The organism is Pseudoalteromonas sp. OF7H-1 (genome assembly GCF_022347825.1).
Lineage (GTDB): Bacteria > Pseudomonadota > Gammaproteobacteria > Enterobacterales > Alteromonadaceae > Pseudoalteromonas > Pseudoalteromonas maricaloris.
This window is the reverse complement of record NZ_JAKRFX010000015.1, coordinates 1-14,464: the sequence shown is the minus strand read 5'-3', so window position 1 is coordinate 14,464 and position 14,464 is coordinate 1. Positions and strand designations below refer to the sequence as shown.

The 14,464-nt window shown below is 44.0% G+C and carries 15 protein-coding genes and 4 tRNA genes; 11 read left to right on the top strand and 8 right to left on the bottom strand.

The window, feature by feature from the left end:
• Position 1: 1 nt before the first annotated feature.
• The 4 genes from MHN30_RS17235 to MHN30_RS17220 all read right to left on the bottom strand — a co-directional run bounded on the left by MHN30_RS17235 (position 2) and on the right by MHN30_RS17220 (position 3,948).
• Positions 2 to 1,009, bottom strand: a complete 1,008-nt coding sequence (locus MHN30_RS17235) for a hydrolase (RefSeq protein WP_130163322.1) — start codon at positions 1,007 to 1,009, stop codon at positions 2 to 4.
• A 247-nt stretch (positions 1,010 to 1,256) separates the two neighbouring features.
• Positions 1,257 to 1,403, bottom strand: a complete 147-nt coding sequence (locus MHN30_RS17230) for a hypothetical protein (protein ID WP_010374526.1) — start codon at positions 1,401 to 1,403, stop codon at positions 1,257 to 1,259.
• Between the two features lie 173 nt (positions 1,404 to 1,576).
• Positions 1,577 to 2,026, bottom strand: coding sequence for a TIGR02444 family protein (locus MHN30_RS17225; RefSeq protein ID WP_239360507.1), 450 nt, complete (start codon positions 2,024 to 2,026; stop codon positions 1,577 to 1,579).
• Positions 2,020 to 3,948 (bottom strand): ATP-binding cassette domain-containing protein, encoded by a 1,929-nt coding sequence (locus tag MHN30_RS17220; protein WP_130163324.1) that lies wholly within the window; start codon positions 3,946 to 3,948, stop codon positions 2,020 to 2,022. The genes MHN30_RS17225 and MHN30_RS17220 overlap by 7 nt, the downstream gene beginning before the upstream one ends.
• 130 nt (positions 3,949 to 4,078) lie before the next feature.
• On the opposite strand from MHN30_RS17220, the gene MHN30_RS17215 reads away from it, so the two are divergent.
• On the top strand, positions 4,079 to 4,279 hold the full coding sequence (locus tag MHN30_RS17215; protein ID WP_010374531.1) for a YheV family putative zinc ribbon protein: 201 nt from the start codon (positions 4,079 to 4,081) through the stop codon (positions 4,277 to 4,279).
• 28 nt (positions 4,280 to 4,307) lie between these two features.
• Here the strand turns inward: MHN30_RS17215 and MHN30_RS17210 are convergent, their stop codons facing one another.
• Positions 4,308 to 4,520, bottom strand: coding sequence for a SlyX family protein (locus MHN30_RS17210; RefSeq protein ID WP_010374533.1), 213 nt, complete (start codon positions 4,518 to 4,520; stop codon positions 4,308 to 4,310).
• Positions 4,517 to 5,530 carry a vegetatible incompatibility protein HET-E-1 gene (locus tag MHN30_RS17205; RefSeq protein ID WP_045990543.1) on the bottom strand — a complete coding sequence of 338 codons (1,014 nt, stop codon included), beginning with the start codon at positions 5,528 to 5,530 and terminating at the stop codon, positions 4,517 to 4,519. The genes MHN30_RS17210 and MHN30_RS17205 overlap by 4 nt, the downstream gene beginning before the upstream one ends.
• A 268-nt stretch (positions 5,531 to 5,798) precedes the next feature.
• On the opposite strand from MHN30_RS17205, the gene fkpA reads away from it, so the two are divergent.
• Positions 5,799 to 6,551, top strand: a complete 753-nt coding sequence (gene fkpA, locus MHN30_RS17200; RefSeq protein ID WP_026001096.1) for an FKBP-type peptidyl-prolyl cis-trans isomerase — start codon at positions 5,799 to 5,801, stop codon at positions 6,549 to 6,551.
• Between the two features lie 76 nt (positions 6,552 to 6,627).
• On the opposite strand, the gene MHN30_RS17195 is transcribed toward fkpA, so the two are convergent.
• Entirely contained in the window at positions 6,628 to 7,098 is a 471-nt protein-coding gene (locus MHN30_RS17195; RefSeq protein ID WP_010607921.1) for an Rsd/AlgQ family anti-sigma factor, read from the bottom strand.
• Between the two features lie 466 nt (positions 7,099 to 7,564).
• Here MHN30_RS17195 and hemE point away from each other — a divergent pair, with 466 nt between their 5' ends.
• Positions 7,565 to 8,629 carry a uroporphyrinogen decarboxylase gene (gene hemE / locus MHN30_RS17190; RefSeq protein ID WP_010374544.1) on the top strand — a complete coding sequence of 355 codons (1,065 nt, stop codon included), beginning with the start codon at positions 7,565 to 7,567 and terminating at the stop codon, positions 8,627 to 8,629.
• 233 nt (positions 8,630 to 8,862) lie between these two features.
• Here the strand turns inward: hemE and MHN30_RS17185 are convergent, their stop codons facing one another.
• Positions 8,863 to 10,707: a M1 family metallopeptidase gene (locus tag MHN30_RS17185; protein ID WP_010607924.1), complete on the bottom strand. Its 1,845-nt coding sequence runs from the start codon at positions 10,705 to 10,707 to the stop codon at positions 8,863 to 8,865.
• A 183-nt stretch (positions 10,708 to 10,890) separates the two neighbouring features.
• On the opposite strand from MHN30_RS17185, the gene murB reads away from it, so the two are divergent.
• The 8 genes from murB to MHN30_RS17145 all read left to right on the top strand — a co-directional run.
• Positions 10,891 to 11,910, top strand: coding sequence for a UDP-N-acetylmuramate dehydrogenase (murB, locus tag MHN30_RS17180; protein ID WP_239360504.1), 1,020 nt, complete (start codon positions 10,891 to 10,893; stop codon positions 11,908 to 11,910).
• The gene (gene birA, locus MHN30_RS17175; RefSeq protein WP_239360501.1) at positions 11,897 to 12,889 is read left to right on the top strand and encodes a bifunctional biotin--[acetyl-CoA-carboxylase] ligase/biotin operon repressor BirA; all 993 of its coding nucleotides are present in this window, start codon (positions 11,897 to 11,899) and stop codon (positions 12,887 to 12,889) included. The genes murB and birA overlap by 14 nt, the downstream gene beginning before the upstream one ends.
• On the top strand, positions 12,886 to 13,578 hold the full coding sequence (locus tag MHN30_RS17170; RefSeq protein ID WP_010374559.1) for a type III pantothenate kinase: 693 nt from the start codon (positions 12,886 to 12,888) through the stop codon (positions 13,576 to 13,578). The genes birA and MHN30_RS17170 overlap by 4 nt, the downstream gene beginning before the upstream one ends.
• Before the next feature lie 124 nt (positions 13,579 to 13,702).
• Positions 13,703 to 13,778 (top strand) — tRNA-Thr (locus MHN30_RS17165).
• Positions 13,779 to 13,826: 48 nt separating this feature from the next.
• Positions 13,827 to 13,911: transfer RNA gene (locus tag MHN30_RS17160), tRNA-Tyr, on the top strand.
• A gap of 44 nt (positions 13,912 to 13,955) precedes the next feature.
• Positions 13,956 to 14,030 (top strand) — tRNA-Gly (locus MHN30_RS17155).
• 13 nt (positions 14,031 to 14,043) lie between these two features.
• A tRNA-Thr gene (locus MHN30_RS17150) sits at positions 14,044 to 14,119 on the top strand.
• 137 nt (positions 14,120 to 14,256) lie between these two features.
• A partial coding sequence (locus MHN30_RS17145) for a GTP-binding protein (RefSeq protein WP_239360500.1) occupies positions 14,257 to 14,464 on the top strand: 208 nt, incomplete at its 3' end.

The window sequence follows — 14,464 nt, the reverse complement described above, 5'->3', positions numbered from 1 at the left end:
ACTACTTAGCCTTACTATAAATTTGCTGTAAATATTGTGGGATAACGCTTTCTAGCCAAAACTTTGGTTTAAGGGGGTTACTTCCCGAAATAAACCCTACGTGACCACCGTGTGGGCTCACTGCAAGCGTCACCGGTGAGTTAACCTGAGCGGCTGTAGGCACGGCTTGTGATGATAGCATGGGGTCATCTTCGGCGTGGATCAGGAGTGTTGGTGTCGTGATCTGGGTTAAGTAGGGCTGCGAACTTGCTTGTGCGTAATAGTCTTCCGCACCGTTAAAACCATGCAGCGGTGCCGTTATCTTATCATCAAATTGCCATAGATCATCAATGGCATAAAGGGCAGGCTTGTCTATCCTAATTTGCGACTGGATGGTGTCTAGCTTACGTGAAAAAGACTTCTTCATCCTGTCTAGCAAGTATTTTTGATAGAGCTTAAAGCAGCTCTTTCTGATCACCTGACAAGAGGAAGAAAGGTGATAAGGCGCTGAGACGACAACGCCAGCCTCAAGACCGCTTTGCGATTTGGTTTCTCCCAAGTATTTGGCAAGTACATTACCGCCGAGCGAAAAGCCAACTGCAAATAATGGCCGTTTAGGAAAACGGGCTTTTAGCGTGTCTATAAAAAAGCCAAGATCTGAAGTTTCGCCGCTATGGTAAGCTCTGGCTTGGCGATTTACTTCACGTGAGCAGTTGCGAAAGTGCATCAGTACGGCATCAAAACCATGGTGTACCAACGCTTTTAATAGGCCTTTTGCATAAAAGCTGTTGATATTGCCTTCTAGCCCATGCAATACCACAACCAAAGGTGCTGATTTATCGCCGTGTTTTGCCCATGCAAGTTCCAAAAAGTCATCGTCTGGTGTGTCTAGTGTTTCATAGTCGACGGGCACCTGTAATCTAGGCCTAAAGAATCGCGGAAGTATGGTTTGGGCATGGCGGTTGCGCATCCACCAAGCAGGCTTAAATTCGTAATTATCGGCTGTTATTGTTTTCATGGCTTGATTCATAATAGAAACTGCGTCTTTTTGGCGGTTGCTCGCAAAGCAAAGAAAGGAAGCTATCCAGTTGCAAAACACGTTTTAGCCAGTTTAACGTATTATCAGTTGAGGGTTAAGCAAATAAAAAGCACCCGACCAGTAAACTGATAAGGTGCTTTGTGCGTCGTGCTTAATTCTGCAAGTTGGGGAACTACGTCGAGCCGATCTTCTACTACTTATTCTTCAATCGCCCCAAGGTAATACATTTAAATCTGTTCTATTGTTCGTTAGGTACTTCAGCGTCCATGACTTTTTTAATGAAAAAGTAGACGTAATAACAGCACAGCAAAATTACAATCCCTAAAAAGCCAAAAGACAGAAACAACACAGGGTCGGAAAAAAAGTCTCTAAAGAATACGTTCATGGCTGTGCCTCCTAATTTGTCGATGAGTAAATAGTAGTGGAGGTCTGAGGGGCTTGATATGATCAAGATCAAGTTTCAATCCTGAGTGAAATCAAACCTAGGCAAAGGCTTGATCTCGATCAGGTTTTATATCTAAGTTGGGTAAATAACAGGGCTTATATTGATTTAATGGCTTAGAAGTCAGCCGTATTGAATAAAGCGTCGTACTCACTCTGACTCAAATAGAGCAGCACATTGTTACTTGATTGCAGTGGCGCAAACGAAAAGCGTTTTAATGTCTCCAGCAACAGCGCTTGTTGACGCTTTTCAAGCTCAAGCTCTGCAGCCAGCATCGCTGAACGCAACTTTTGATAGTCTTGGTAGTCTTGATGATGTGTTTTTAGGGTATGGCGGATCGCGCGTTGGGGTTGTAGCACCGCTTGGTCAAACTGCTTAGCAGTCTTTTCCAGTGCGGCTAGGGTGTTGGGGGTAATCGTCAGTGCTAAAGTGTCTAGGTAACAAAGTAACAGGCACAGGTTGATATTTTTGCCTGCAGTATCTTGCAAATTCAGCAGCCGCGATTGCATTTGCGGGCGGCTGTAGAACTCACAGGCAAACTGCCAAAAGTCTTCACGACTTAGCATATCTCTCCAGTCTCATCGAAATGATTTTGCTTTTCTTCTAACTCTTCCAATGCCATTAATAAGTTTTCTTCTATGTCATTAAGCTCTGGGGTTATCTTGGCTTGTTTTGCTAGTAAGTCACTTAATTTTGCCTTGTTTTCGTCCGTGTATAGGTTGTTGTCAGCCAAAGCTTGCTCAATCTCCTCTGCTTGCTCAGTGAGTTTGTCGAGCTGTTTTTCGAGCTTTTCAATCGACTTTTTCAACGGCTGAATGGTTTTTCTGAATTCGGCTTCAAGACGCTTTTGCTCTTTACGATTGGCATTAGAGTTTTGCTTTGGTTCAGCCTCTGAACCACTTGATTTCGCTTGCTCTTTATTGGCATTCATAAGCCATTGGTAATAGGCATCTAAGTCATAGCCGAACTGAGAAACGGTTCCATTATCAACTAAATAGTACTCGTCAGCGGTATTTTTCAGCATGTGGCGATCGTGGGAAACCGTGACCATTGCACCCTCAAAACCTTGTAAGGCCATTACTAGTGCGTGTCGCATTTCTAAATCTAGGTGGTTGGTCGGCTCATCGAGTAACAGCAGGTTCGGCTTTTGATACACCAACATCGCAAGTACGAGTCGTGCTTTTTCGCCACCAGAAAACGGCGCAACGGGTTCGAGGGCCTTATCACCATGAAAAGCAAAACCGCCCAAGAAATCACGAATAAGCTGCTCTGGTACTTTAGGGTCTAGACGTTGAATATGGGTAACCGCACTGGCCTCAAGATCGAGAGACTCAAGCTGATGCTGAGCAAAATAGCCTACATTTAATCCTTGGTGTTGAAACACTTCACCAGCTTGTGGGGTTAAATCGCCGGCAAGTAACTTGATTAGGGTCGATTTACCAGCACCGTTACGGCCAAGTAACGCAATACGGCTACCAGGGACCAGATTAAGCTTGATGTCATGCAAAATGGTAACGTCACCATAGCCCGCTTTGGCTTGCTCTAGTGTCATCAATGGATTAGGCAAGCTTGTTGGATCTGCAAATTCAAAATTAAATGGTGAATCTGCATGAGCGGGCGCAAGCATTTCCATGCGTTCAAGGGCCTTCACACGACTTTGCGCTTGTTTTGCTTTACTCGCTTTCGCTTTAAAGCGGGTAATAAACTTCTCTAAATGTGCAATCGTTTCTTGTTGCTTCTCGTAAAGCGCTTGGTGCTGTGCCATGCGCTCTGCTTTTTGACGCTCAAACTGAGAATAGTGACCTTTATAAACGTTGATCTGCTGTTGGTCGATATGCCAAATCTCGCTAACAACCGCATCTAAAAATTCGCGGTCGTGAGAAATAAGCACTAATGTACCCTGATAGGCGCGCAAAAAGCGTTCTAGCCAATAAACCGCGTCCAAGTCCAAGTGGTTGGTTGGCTCATCCAGAAGTAATAAATCGGCATCGCGGATCAGCGCTTGCGCAAGGTTCAAGCGCATGCGCCAGCCACCAGAAAAGTCGCTAACGGCAAACTCAATCTGTTCATTGCTAAAACCAAGGCCATGGAGTAGTTCACCCGCTTTGGCTTCAATACTATACCCTTTGATGTTCTCTAGCTGTTGGTGTGCTTTTGCTTGTAGTTCCCCATCACCGTCCCGCTCCGCTTGTTGTAGCTGCGTTCTCAATACATAGTATTCAGGGTGTCCCTGTAGTACATACTCGAGGGCGCTAATGGAGAGTGCTGGGGTTTCTTGTTTTACCGATGCAATAGACCAATCTTTTGGAATAGAAAAATCACCTGAATCGAGTTGCAGCTCACCTTTTAGCAGCGCAAAGAGAGATGATTTACCACAGCCATTGGCACCGACAAGGCCCGCCTTATGTTGTGGATAAAGCGTTGCATTAGCTTGTTTTAGCAGTGTTTTACTGCCACGAAGTAGCTCGATATCAGAAAGTTGGATCATAATTCTAAAAGTCTGTCTAAATTGCGCGCATCATAGCATGGATCCAATCCCTTACTCCAAGCGTATCATGACAAATAAAATTAGGATAAAATGACAAACCTTAAACTCGGTGTTCATTAGAGGTGTAGAGTTGAAAGTTAAGAAGCGTTTTATTGCAGGGGCAAGTTGTCCAGAATGCCAAAAAATCGACGTAATGATGCTCTACAAAGAGCATGATGTTGAAAAAGTTGAATGTGTTGAGTGTGGCCACGTAATGTCTCAGCCGAAAGATGCGGTACAGGCTTCTACACGCCAGTTTGAGCAAGTTATTGGAGTGTTCAAACCGGAGTGAGTGCTCACCCCGGTTTTCAATTTATTTGTTAGTAGTGCGGTGGTGGTGGCTCTTGATGTTGAGGCATTAAACCCGGATCGCGGCCTTCTTTCATTTTCTCTGCCAATAGCTCAATTTGTCGTTGCATTTTAGCCAAGCGCTGCTGATGTGCCTTTAGCTCTTCATTTAAGGTTTCGATTGTATCTTCTTGAAAGGCAAGCTTAGCCTCAAGCTCAGTAATTCTGTTTTCGATTTCGTTCATGGCTTTTTCACCTGCGCAAATTTTTCCAGTAGTCCGCTGGAACTTTCGGTTAACAATGCAGTGTCTTGGTCTTGAAAAGCAACGTCAAATACAACCGCAGACTTGGGGCGGCTGCCTTCTCGGGGTTGTACACGCCAAGTTTGCAATCGTTCGCCATCACTCACTTGCCATAAAATAAGCTCGCGGTTAGGTGAGCCGGTAGCCAAGAGCGTTGCGTCTTGATTAAAGCGCACTGCACTGAAAATTTTCTGGCGAGCAATATACTGTAATTGTGCTTTGAGATCACCAGAAGTTAATTGCCAAATACTCGCTTTTTTCATGCTATCTGCGGTAAAAGCAAATCTTCCTTGGTCATCTAATGCAACTTTGGTCACGCGACTAGGGTGGTTAAAGCGGTGGATCACTTGCCCCGTTCTAGTATCCCAAAAGTAAGCGGTATAGTCGTTGCCTCCGGTTAAGGCAAAGTGACCATTGGGAGACATGGCAATAGAATTGATATTTTCTTGATGTCCAAGGAACTCTATCCGCCTTCCACTCTCTAAGTCGAGGTGAACGACAACGTTATCACTGCGGGCATAGAGTAAATATCGGCCCGCATTGCTAATTGCGATATCTCGAATAGTGCCAGACTCGATCTCAAAATATCCTAGGTTTTGACCGCTTTCGACGCTCCAGATGGCGAATGTTTTATCAGTGGCAGTGACGGCCGTGGAGTTGTCATTAGCTAAAGCCAGTGAGTGAATGAGATCATCGGGGGCATCAGAGTGACGCCATTGAAATTTGAGGCCTTGCTCTTGATTATCCCAAAGTACGGCCCCATGCTCTATGGATGAAACAAGGCTGTAGTGACCGTCCGCAGAGATAGCTGCAGAAAATGCGCCTCTGCTGGCATGTTCTACGGTCATAACGGCTTTTGAAGTGTCAGGGCCACAGCCGGTTAAGGTGAAGCAACTGAGCATCGCGCATGCAAAGAGGAGGCTTGTCCACTTAATGTTGACGAGTTTGACCATAAATTAGGTAAATCCTCCTTAACTCCGAAGTCTACAACAGGTAGACTAAAGGCACTAAAAACAAGATATTATTTTGATATTAGCGTATTAAAAGCGTAATGTCGTTACGCGATAATGGCAAGCAAATGCATATTGGCATTCTGATCAGAGAATGTTAATGTGGCTAGCACCTTTTCTTATTAATATAAAATTAACAATGGCACCGCATATCAAGCTCTCTTGCGCGAGCATTGGTGTTTTGATAGTAGGGACTGTCGGAGAGTTGAGAATGAAACAGACAATTAAACTGTCACTCGTTGCTGCTTCAGTGTTAGCACTAGTAGCGTGTAATAAAAAAGCAGAAGAGCAGAAGCCTGCTGAAGTTAAGCTAGATACAGAGGTGCAACAGCAAGCATACGGTATCGGTGCTTCAGTTGGTAACTTCTTGCAAAAAGACTTAGCGGATAAAAAAGAGCTAGGCATTGAACTTGATCAAGAGTTACTTATGCGTGGTTTTAAAGACGCTCTGGCTGGTGAAGCTAAGCTGGATGAAGCAAAAATCCGTGAAGTACTCACTTCACTAGATTCTTCTGTTCGTGAAAAGCAAGCTGCTAAAGTTGAAGCTGACGCGAAGAAAAATAAAGAAGAAGGCGATAAGTACCTAGCTGAGAACGCGAAGAAAGAGGGCGTTCAGGTGACTGAGTCAGGTCTTCAATATGAAGTGCTAAGTGAAGGTGATGGCAAAAAGCCAGTCGCAACAGACAAGGTGACAGTGCATTATAAAGGTACATTGCTAGATGGTTCTGAGTTCGATAGCTCTTACGCACGTAATGAGCCTGCCACTTTCAACCTAAATCAAGTTATTGCAGGTTGGACTGAAGGTCTACAGTTAATGAACACTGGCGCTAAGTATAAGTTTACTATTCCTGCGGAGCTTGCATACGGCACTCGTAACCTTGGTAAAATTCCAGCTAACTCAACACTGGTATTTGAAGTTGAACTGCTAGGTATCGAAGACGAAGCTGAAGAAGCTGCTGAATAATTTGGCAGTGTCCGTAAAGAAAAAGGTGAGATAGCTATCTCACCTTTTTTTATATTTTGGTGCCCGCAAATTTAGACTATTCAGTGTGATTAGAATAAAGGTTATCGATCAGTTCGTCTTCCAATTGGAAGCGTAACTCAAGCGTTTCACCTAACACAGACAAGTCGTTATCGAAGTCTGCTAATTCTTGTGTTTCTTGATTTACTTCAGCGTATTTGTCGTTGAAATCAAGTGCGGTATCAGTCGTATCTGTGATTCGAGGGTACAGTGACTGAGCCAATTTTGCGCTTTCAGGGCCTTTTTCTTGGCAGGCCTCAACAATGTTGTCATAAATTTCAAAATGACCAGCTGAAAGATAGTCCATCAAAATCTGGCAGAATGACTGAATGTCAACTTGCTCAGGAAGTGCTTTACCATTTCGAGTTGGTGAGCATCCTGCAACTTTATAATATAAAACCAATAGTTCCTGACGCTCTGCTAACCATGCATCAATTACACTATGGCTGCCTCCCCATTTCTGTTGGGCTTGTTCTAACTGCGAAAGCATAGTGATTCTCCTTAAGCGGGTTACCTACCTCTATGGAAAGGGAAACGGGGCAAAAGGTCAACCAATTTTTTCTGTAAAAGCGTAAAAAGATCAAAAGATTATTGGTTTGATTATCGGGAATGTTAACAAATTCAGGAGGATAAAAATAAAAAAACCACCGAGAGAAACTCAAGGTGGTTCAAAATAGCAGTTTAGCTTGTTGCGTAATGTTGTTATTTTTCTAATTGAAGGTGTTTTGTTGTTATTTTTCTAACGCGGTAATTTTATACCAACCTTTTAATCGTGTTGCAAACAGTTTAATCGCTTGTTTCGGTAATTTTTACACAAGCTTATGAATTTGTTCCTAATAAAGTGAGGTTTAATCTAGATCATAACGAGGCGTTGGCAAGGATAGTTTAGATAGTGCCCATGTGCACTTAGTGATACAATCCGCACAATTGAATTTAAGTATTGGAATAGAGACGCTATGAGCGAATTAAAAAACGATCGTTATTTACGAGCGCTATTAAAACAACCAGTTGACGTCACACCAGTATGGATGATGCGCCAAGCTGGTCGTTATCTACCAGAGTATCGTGCCACCAGAGCACAAGCTGGTGACTTTATGAGCCTTTGTAAAAATGCAGAACTGGCATGTGAAGTGACATTACAGCCGCTGCGTCGTTATCCACTAGATGCGGCGATTCTGTTTAGCGATATTTTGACTATTCCAGATGCAATGGGACTTGGACTTTACTTTGAAACTGGTGAAGGTCCAAAGTTTGAGCGTCCTATCCAATCGTTAGACGATGTTAAAAAGCTACCAAAATTAGATCCAACCGATGAGCTTGGTTATGTAATGAATGCAGTGAGTACAATTCGTCGTGAGCTTAAAGGTGAAGTACCACTTATTGGTTTCTCCGGCTCACCATGGACGCTAGCGACTTACATGATTGAAGGCGGTAGCAGCAAAACATTCGGTAAGATTAAAAAGATGGCGTTTGCAGAGCCGCAGACACTCCACCTACTGCTAGATAAAGTGGCTGATTCGGTTATCGACTACCTAAATGCGCAAGTAAAAGCGGGTGCTCAGTCGCTGATGATCTTCGACTCTTGGGGTGGAGTATTAAGCCCACGTGACTACAAAGAGTTTTCACTACAATATATGCACAAAATTGTAGATGGCCTGATCCGTGAAAATGATGGTCGCAAAGTACCTGTGACATTATTCACGAAGAACGGCGGTCAATGGATTGAAGCAATTGCAGCTACTGGATGTGATGCAGTTGGTCTAGATTGGACGATTGATATTGCCGATGCAAAACGTCGTGTAGGCGATAAAGTCGCACTACAAGGTAATATGGATCCTTCAATGCTACACGGTACCCATGAGCGTATTCGTGAAGAAGTTCAGCATATATTAGCCGGCTTTGGCGAAGGTAATGGTCATGTGTTTAACTTAGGCCATGGCATTACACCTGATGTTGACCCTGAAAATGCAGGTGTCTTCATCAATGCGGTTCACGAATTTAGCCGTCAATATCACAAGTAATTTAAGTTTGAACTTAAACTTAAAATAGAGAAGAGCGCTTATTGAAGCGCTCTTTTTGTTTTTGAAATGTATTATACCAATTGCACTAAGTCTCCAATCAATTTGAAGGGGGAAATACCATATTAGCGTCGTTAAAAATTTCTCATTTAGAACAACTAAATAGCAAAATTTTTGCCTAGCTACTAAAGCTATTTCTCCGATTCAAATAGCTCATTTACCTAATACAATTGGTATTATTCAAATAAGGCGTCGATGGTGCCTTGAGCAAGTGGGTGGTATCCCGGACGTGCTTGTTGATAAACACGGTAAGCCCAGTCACGCTTGCCATGCTTAATGAGGGACTTGTATAAATTCACAATAAGCTTGCGACGACCAATACTTACTAGATGCTTTTCAAGGTCTGGGTAAATAGCTTGGTAGCCGTTACCTACTGCTAGCATATACCAAGCAAATGCGCGTTCAGCGTTGGTCGATTGGGTCAGCTTAAATGCCTTGTCCAATGCTTCCATACGCTCAATGGCGAGATCTCTTGGTAAGTTATTAATAAAGTGCAGCCACTCATGTACTGTCCAAGCGTCGGTCGGTAAATCTGCAAGTGTTTTCTCGTCTTTTAACCAAGCTTGAGTTAGCGCATCCACTTTTTCAAAAGCATCAGAAGTTGGGTTCGGTGCGTCGCTTGGCAAGCCTGGCTCATAAATCCACTCTTTGGCTTTTTCTAAGCTCACGATACCAGGATATTGCTGTAGCAAGTTTTTGTCTAAGTACGCGACGAATTCATCAGTAGTCAGAGATTTAAAAGAGAAAGTGTTAAAGTAGGTTTTAACAAACTTGTCGAACTTGTCACGACCAAACTTTTCTTCTAGATAAATAAGGAATAATTGACCTTTAGTGTAAGGTACAGAGCTAAATGCATCGTCAGGATCGCGGCCATTAAGCTCTAAATTCATGCGTGTATCAGGAGCGGCGATAGTTTTAAGTTGTGCACGCAGCCCAGCAGCGTCAAGTGCTTGCTCCATCACCGCGCGGTCACGACCAAACACTTCTTCCATAATACGGTTTTCAACGTAAGAGGTGAAACCCTCATTTAGCCACAGATCTTCCCATGTTGCGTTGGTCACTAAGTTGCCAGACCAAGAGTGCGCTAACTCATGGGCGATTAGGTTTACTAAACTTTTGTCACCGGCAACTACGGTTGGCGTGATAAATGACAGGCGTGGATTTTCCATACCTCCAAACGGGAAGCTAGGCGGCAACATGAGCAGGTCGTATCTACCCCAAGCGTATTCACCATACATGGCATTGGTTTTGTCGATCATCGCTTGTGTATCGTTAAACTCTGCAACAGAGGCATCGAGGATTTGCGGTTCTGCAAAAATCGCAGTTTGGTGCGACATCTCTTTATATTCAAGGTTACCTGCACCAATTGCAATTAGGTACGGTGGGATAGCTTGCGGCATATCAAACCAATAATCGCCATCTTTGATCAATGCGCCGGTATTGTCCGCACTCATTACCGCACGCACATCTTTAGGCGTATGTACGCGAGCAGAGTAAGTCACACGCATTGCTGGCGTATCCTGCACAGGGATCCAACTACGAGCATGAATAGCTTGAGACTGGCTATACATAAATGGGTGAGATTTACTTGCGGTTTGCTGCGGTGTTAACCACTGTAGACCTGATGCTACTGGCAAGCTGTTGTAATAAATCCGTGCTTTTTTTGCTTGCTCTTTAAAGTGGATAGTTAACTTAGCACCTTTCACATCATCGCGCTTGGCAAGATCAAACTTGGCGGTATGCCATTTATCATCTCTACCTTGATACATCACTTTGTCGATTTCGAGGTCACGCGTATCTAGTACCAGTGTTCTTGCTTGGCGGTTCTGCCAATCTAGCGTGTGTTCAACAAAACCTTCTAGCTGCTTATCTTCAAAGTCAACGTCTAGGTCTAAATGCAAGTGTGTGGTAATAACATCGTTAAGATTGGCGTAAGTGTGTTGGTCAACGGCTGCGTTTACATCAGCAGTGTGGACAAGGCCAGCCATGGCAAGGCTGAGCGTAAGTGCCGAAAGTTTCATCATAATGCTGCTCTTATAAAAAGAATATTCCCAATTAGAACGGCTAACATAACTAATTTCTAACCATTTAAACAGTATTAGCCGATGGGTTACATAAAATGATGGGTAAGATGACGTTAATGCGTAAGTCAGGGCAATGCGCTACACTAGCGCCAGTTTAGTTAATATTGGCAAGGTGCTGCAGTGACAAGTTTGCAGTCTTATCACACTTTTTCGCTGCCGTCGGGTTGCGAGTCCCTTATCGTTATCACAGATCCACATGCGCTGGTTGAGCTCGATTTCAGTCGTCCTTTCTTTTTAATTGGGGAAGGGAGTAATACCATTTTTCTGGAAGACTATGCTGGAACCGTTATTAAGCTTGCGACCTTAGGTGTCGATATCGAGCAACAAGATGATGATTATATCGTTACAGTCGCAGCTGGAGAAAACTGGCACCAGCTCGTTACAAAGCTGCTTGATAACGGAATTGATGGGTTAGAAAATCTCGCGCTGATCCCTGGTACCGTTGGTGCGGCGCCGGTACAAAATATCGGCGCCTACGGCGTTGAAGTATCACAATTTATCACTGCCGTTAGAGGATTTGATATCGCCGAGCGGCGCTTCACGACATTAACAAATGCCGAGTGTGAATTTGGCTATCGAGATTCAGTCTTTAAACACCGCCTAAAAGATAAGTTCGTTATTACTGAAGTGACATTGACATTGCCTAAACGTTGGCAGCCAACGTTAAGTTATGGCCCTCTACAAAGCTTGAGTGATACAGCAACCGCGCAAGAGATTTGTGAAGCGGTGATAGTTACTCGAAACAGTAAATTGCCCGATCCTGCGACGCTTGCAAATGCTGGGAGCTTTTTTAAAAATCCAGTAGTTGATAGGGCGTTTGCAGCTCAGTTGCAAAGTAAATTTCCAGAGATGCCAGCGTTTGATGTGGATAATGACAATGTAAAACTTGCGGCTGGCTGGTTAATTGACAAAGCGGGTCTAAAAGGCTGCCACCGTGGAGCCATTCGTGTGTATGAGAAACAGGCACTGGTACTTGTTCATAGTGGTGGCAGTACCGGTGAAGATTTAACACAGTTAGTGAGTCATATTCAGCAAACCGTTTGGCAAAAATTTGCTGTGTTACTTGAGCATGAAGTGCGCCTTATAACAAAGCATGGTGAATGTCAGTTACAAAGTGTGGAATGCCATGAAAACGCCTGATCATAAAAAGCAAACGATTTTAGCGGCCTTGAATAAAGGAGAATTTATCTCAGGGCAAGAACTTGGCGAGCAATTAGGTATTAGTCGCGCGGCTATTGCGAAGCATATAGCGGCGTTGCAAGAGATGGGCGTGGATATTTTTCGAGTCAATGGCCGCGGTTATAAACTCAATTATAGCTTACCACTGATTCATCAAAGTAAGTTGAATACTCTATGGCAACAGCAGTTTCAAAGTGAGTGTCCAATCGAATATTACGCAATTATAGACTCCACGAATAGCGAGCTAATGCGTCGTTTACAGGACAAACAGAATATGGGCTCAGGCCATGTCTTGGTGGCTGAAATGCAGCAAGCTGGCAGAGGGCGCAGAGGTCGGGTATGGCAATCGCCCTTTGGTGCTAACCTTTATTACAGTTATTACTGGCAGTTTGACGCTGGCATGCAAGCGGCGATGGGCTTATCCATTGCTGTAGGACTTGCAGTATATGATGCGTTAAAGGTCCTTTATGGTATTTCCGTTGAACTAAAATGGCCAAACGATATATATCTCAACCAGCAAAAACTGGCGGGGATCTTGGTTGAACTAGAGGGGCAGGTGGAAGGGCCTTGCCATCTCGTGATTGGGATTGGGCTAAATATATGCATGCCAGAATCTGCCTCTAAACACATCGACCAAGCGTGGACAGATCTGCAAACGCACTTAGGCCAAATTGATAAAAATCAGTTAGTGGTGCAGCTCACTCACTCCTTGTCTGAGCGTCTTGCCCAGTATAAAGAGTCTGGACTGAGCGAAATGGTGACCGAATGGAATAGTCTAAATGCCTTTAAAGGTGACGCAGTGACCTTGAGCACAGGACAAAGAGAATGGCGTGGGATCTGTGAAGGCATCGATATGCAAGGAGGCATATTGCTTAGGCAAGATGGTGAGCTTAAAGCTTTTTATGGCGGTGAAATTTCGTTAAGAAAGGTGATATCGTGAAACTGCTAATCGACGTAGGTAATACTGCAGTTAAATATGCGCTTGAGCATGAAGGCCGTATTAGTCCTGTAAAAGAAAGTAATATTGAATGGCAAAAGCTAACTGCAATTGTCTGCTCTCAGGTTGGTAAGGGAGCGGGATTACAGTGGGTGGAAAGTCGCGCCTCTGAGTTTGGTCTTGTGCTAGAGCAAGCACAAGTATCGCCAAGGCGAGCTGGGGTAACTTGCGCCTATCCTAGTTTTAAAAATTTGGGGATTGATAGGTGGCTCGCGGTGCTTGCCGCGCATGCTCTATATCCAACGCAAGATATAATCGTGATTGATTCTGGCACTGCGACCACGGTTGATGTAGTGACTGCACAAGGGATACACATGGGTGGGTGGATTTTGCCAGGTATCGATCTCATGATTTCCAGTATTACCGCGCGTGCAGAGCGGGTATTTTGTGATGACAACACGCCTTTTGCCGCAGAATTTGCTAAAAATACACCAGAAGCGGTGAAAAATGGTGCGTTAGCCGCAACACTTGGGCTCGTACATAGTGCAAAACAGCAACTTAATAATGAGTCTGCGTTGGTATTGTGCGCAGGTGGATATGGCGAGTTAATAAAAAACCATATTGCGTCAGCGGTTTTTGATGACCTTTTGGTATTCAAAGGGCTGTCAGTTTGGTGGAAAAACCCACAATAACTGTAAAAATGTCATGGGATTGGCTTAAAACTGAGCGTTTGAACAATAAATTTAAATTTTTTTGCATATTCCTGTTGCATCAAGTCAATGGTTGCTCTAATATCTCGCCCCGTACTAAAGCAGTGCCGACTTAGCTCAGTTGGTAGAGCAACTGACTTGTAATCAGTAGGTCATCCGTTCGACTCGGATAGTCGGCACCATCTTTTTACCCTATCTTGTATAGGATGCTTTAGGAAAGAATTTTACGTGGAGGGGTTCCCGAGCGGCCAAAGGGATCAGACTGTAAATCTGACGGCTCAGCCTTCGCTGGTTCGAATCCAGCTCCCTCCACCACTTTATTCTTGACGGTTAGAGGTAGTTAAGAACAGGTTCCTAAAGCGGGCATCGTATAATGGCTATTACCTCAGCCTTCCAAGCTGATGATGCGGGTTCGATTCCCGCTGCCCGCTCCAGTTCGTCTGGCGTGCTGATATAGCTCAGTTGGTAGAGCGCACCCTTGGTAAGGGTGAGGTCGGCAGTTCAAATCTGCCTATCAGCACCAGTCTCCGAAGAATCTTCTCAAATACTTCCTTTGAATTGTCGAAAAAATATTTATAATAGACTGAATAATTCTAATCCACACTCGTCGTGGATTATTTTTATATGTAATCTAGATACACAAAACTTATAGGTTTCGTCATGGCAAAAGAAAAGTTTGAACGCGTAAAACCGCACGTAAACGTTGGTACTATCGGCCACGTTGACCACGGTAAAACAACTCTAACTGCAGCAATCACTAACGTACTTGCAAAAGTATACGGTGGTACAGCAAAAGACTTCGCATCAATCGATAACGCTCCAGAAGAGCGTGAGCGTGGTATCACAATCTCAACTTCACACGTTGAGT

Excerpts from the sequence above, each read along its gene's own strand:
- MHN30_RS17235 (WP_130163322.1), bottom strand. The coding sequence starts at position 1,009 with ATGAATCAAGCCATGAAAACAATAACAGCCGATAATTACGAATTTAAG.
- MHN30_RS17230 (WP_010374526.1), bottom strand. The coding sequence starts at position 1,403 with ATGAACGTATTCTTTAGAGACTTTTTTTCCGACCCTGTGTTGTTTCTG.
- MHN30_RS17225 (WP_239360507.1), bottom strand. The coding sequence starts at position 2,026 with ATGCTAAGTCGTGAAGACTTTTGGCAGTTTGCCTGTGAGTTCTACAGC.
- MHN30_RS17220 (WP_130163324.1), bottom strand. The coding sequence starts at position 3,948 with ATGATCCAACTTTCTGATATCGAGCTACTTCGTGGCAGTAAAACACTG.
- MHN30_RS17210 (WP_010374533.1), bottom strand. The coding sequence starts at position 4,520 with ATGAACGAAATCGAAAACAGAATTACTGAGCTTGAGGCTAAGCTTGCC.
- MHN30_RS17205 (WP_045990543.1), bottom strand. The coding sequence starts at position 5,530 with ATGGTCAAACTCGTCAACATTAAGTGGACAAGCCTCCTCTTTGCATGC.
- fkpA (WP_026001096.1), top strand. The coding sequence starts at position 5,799 with ATGAAACAGACAATTAAACTGTCACTCGTTGCTGCTTCAGTGTTAGCA.
- MHN30_RS17195 (WP_010607921.1), bottom strand. The coding sequence starts at position 7,098 with ATGCTTTCGCAGTTAGAACAAGCCCAACAGAAATGGGGAGGCAGCCAT.
- hemE (WP_010374544.1), top strand. The coding sequence starts at position 7,565 with ATGAGCGAATTAAAAAACGATCGTTATTTACGAGCGCTATTAAAACAA.
- MHN30_RS17185 (WP_010607924.1), bottom strand. The coding sequence starts at position 10,707 with ATGAAACTTTCGGCACTTACGCTCAGCCTTGCCATGGCTGGCCTTGTC.
- birA (WP_239360501.1), top strand. The coding sequence starts at position 11,897 with ATGAAAACGCCTGATCATAAAAAGCAAACGATTTTAGCGGCCTTGAAT.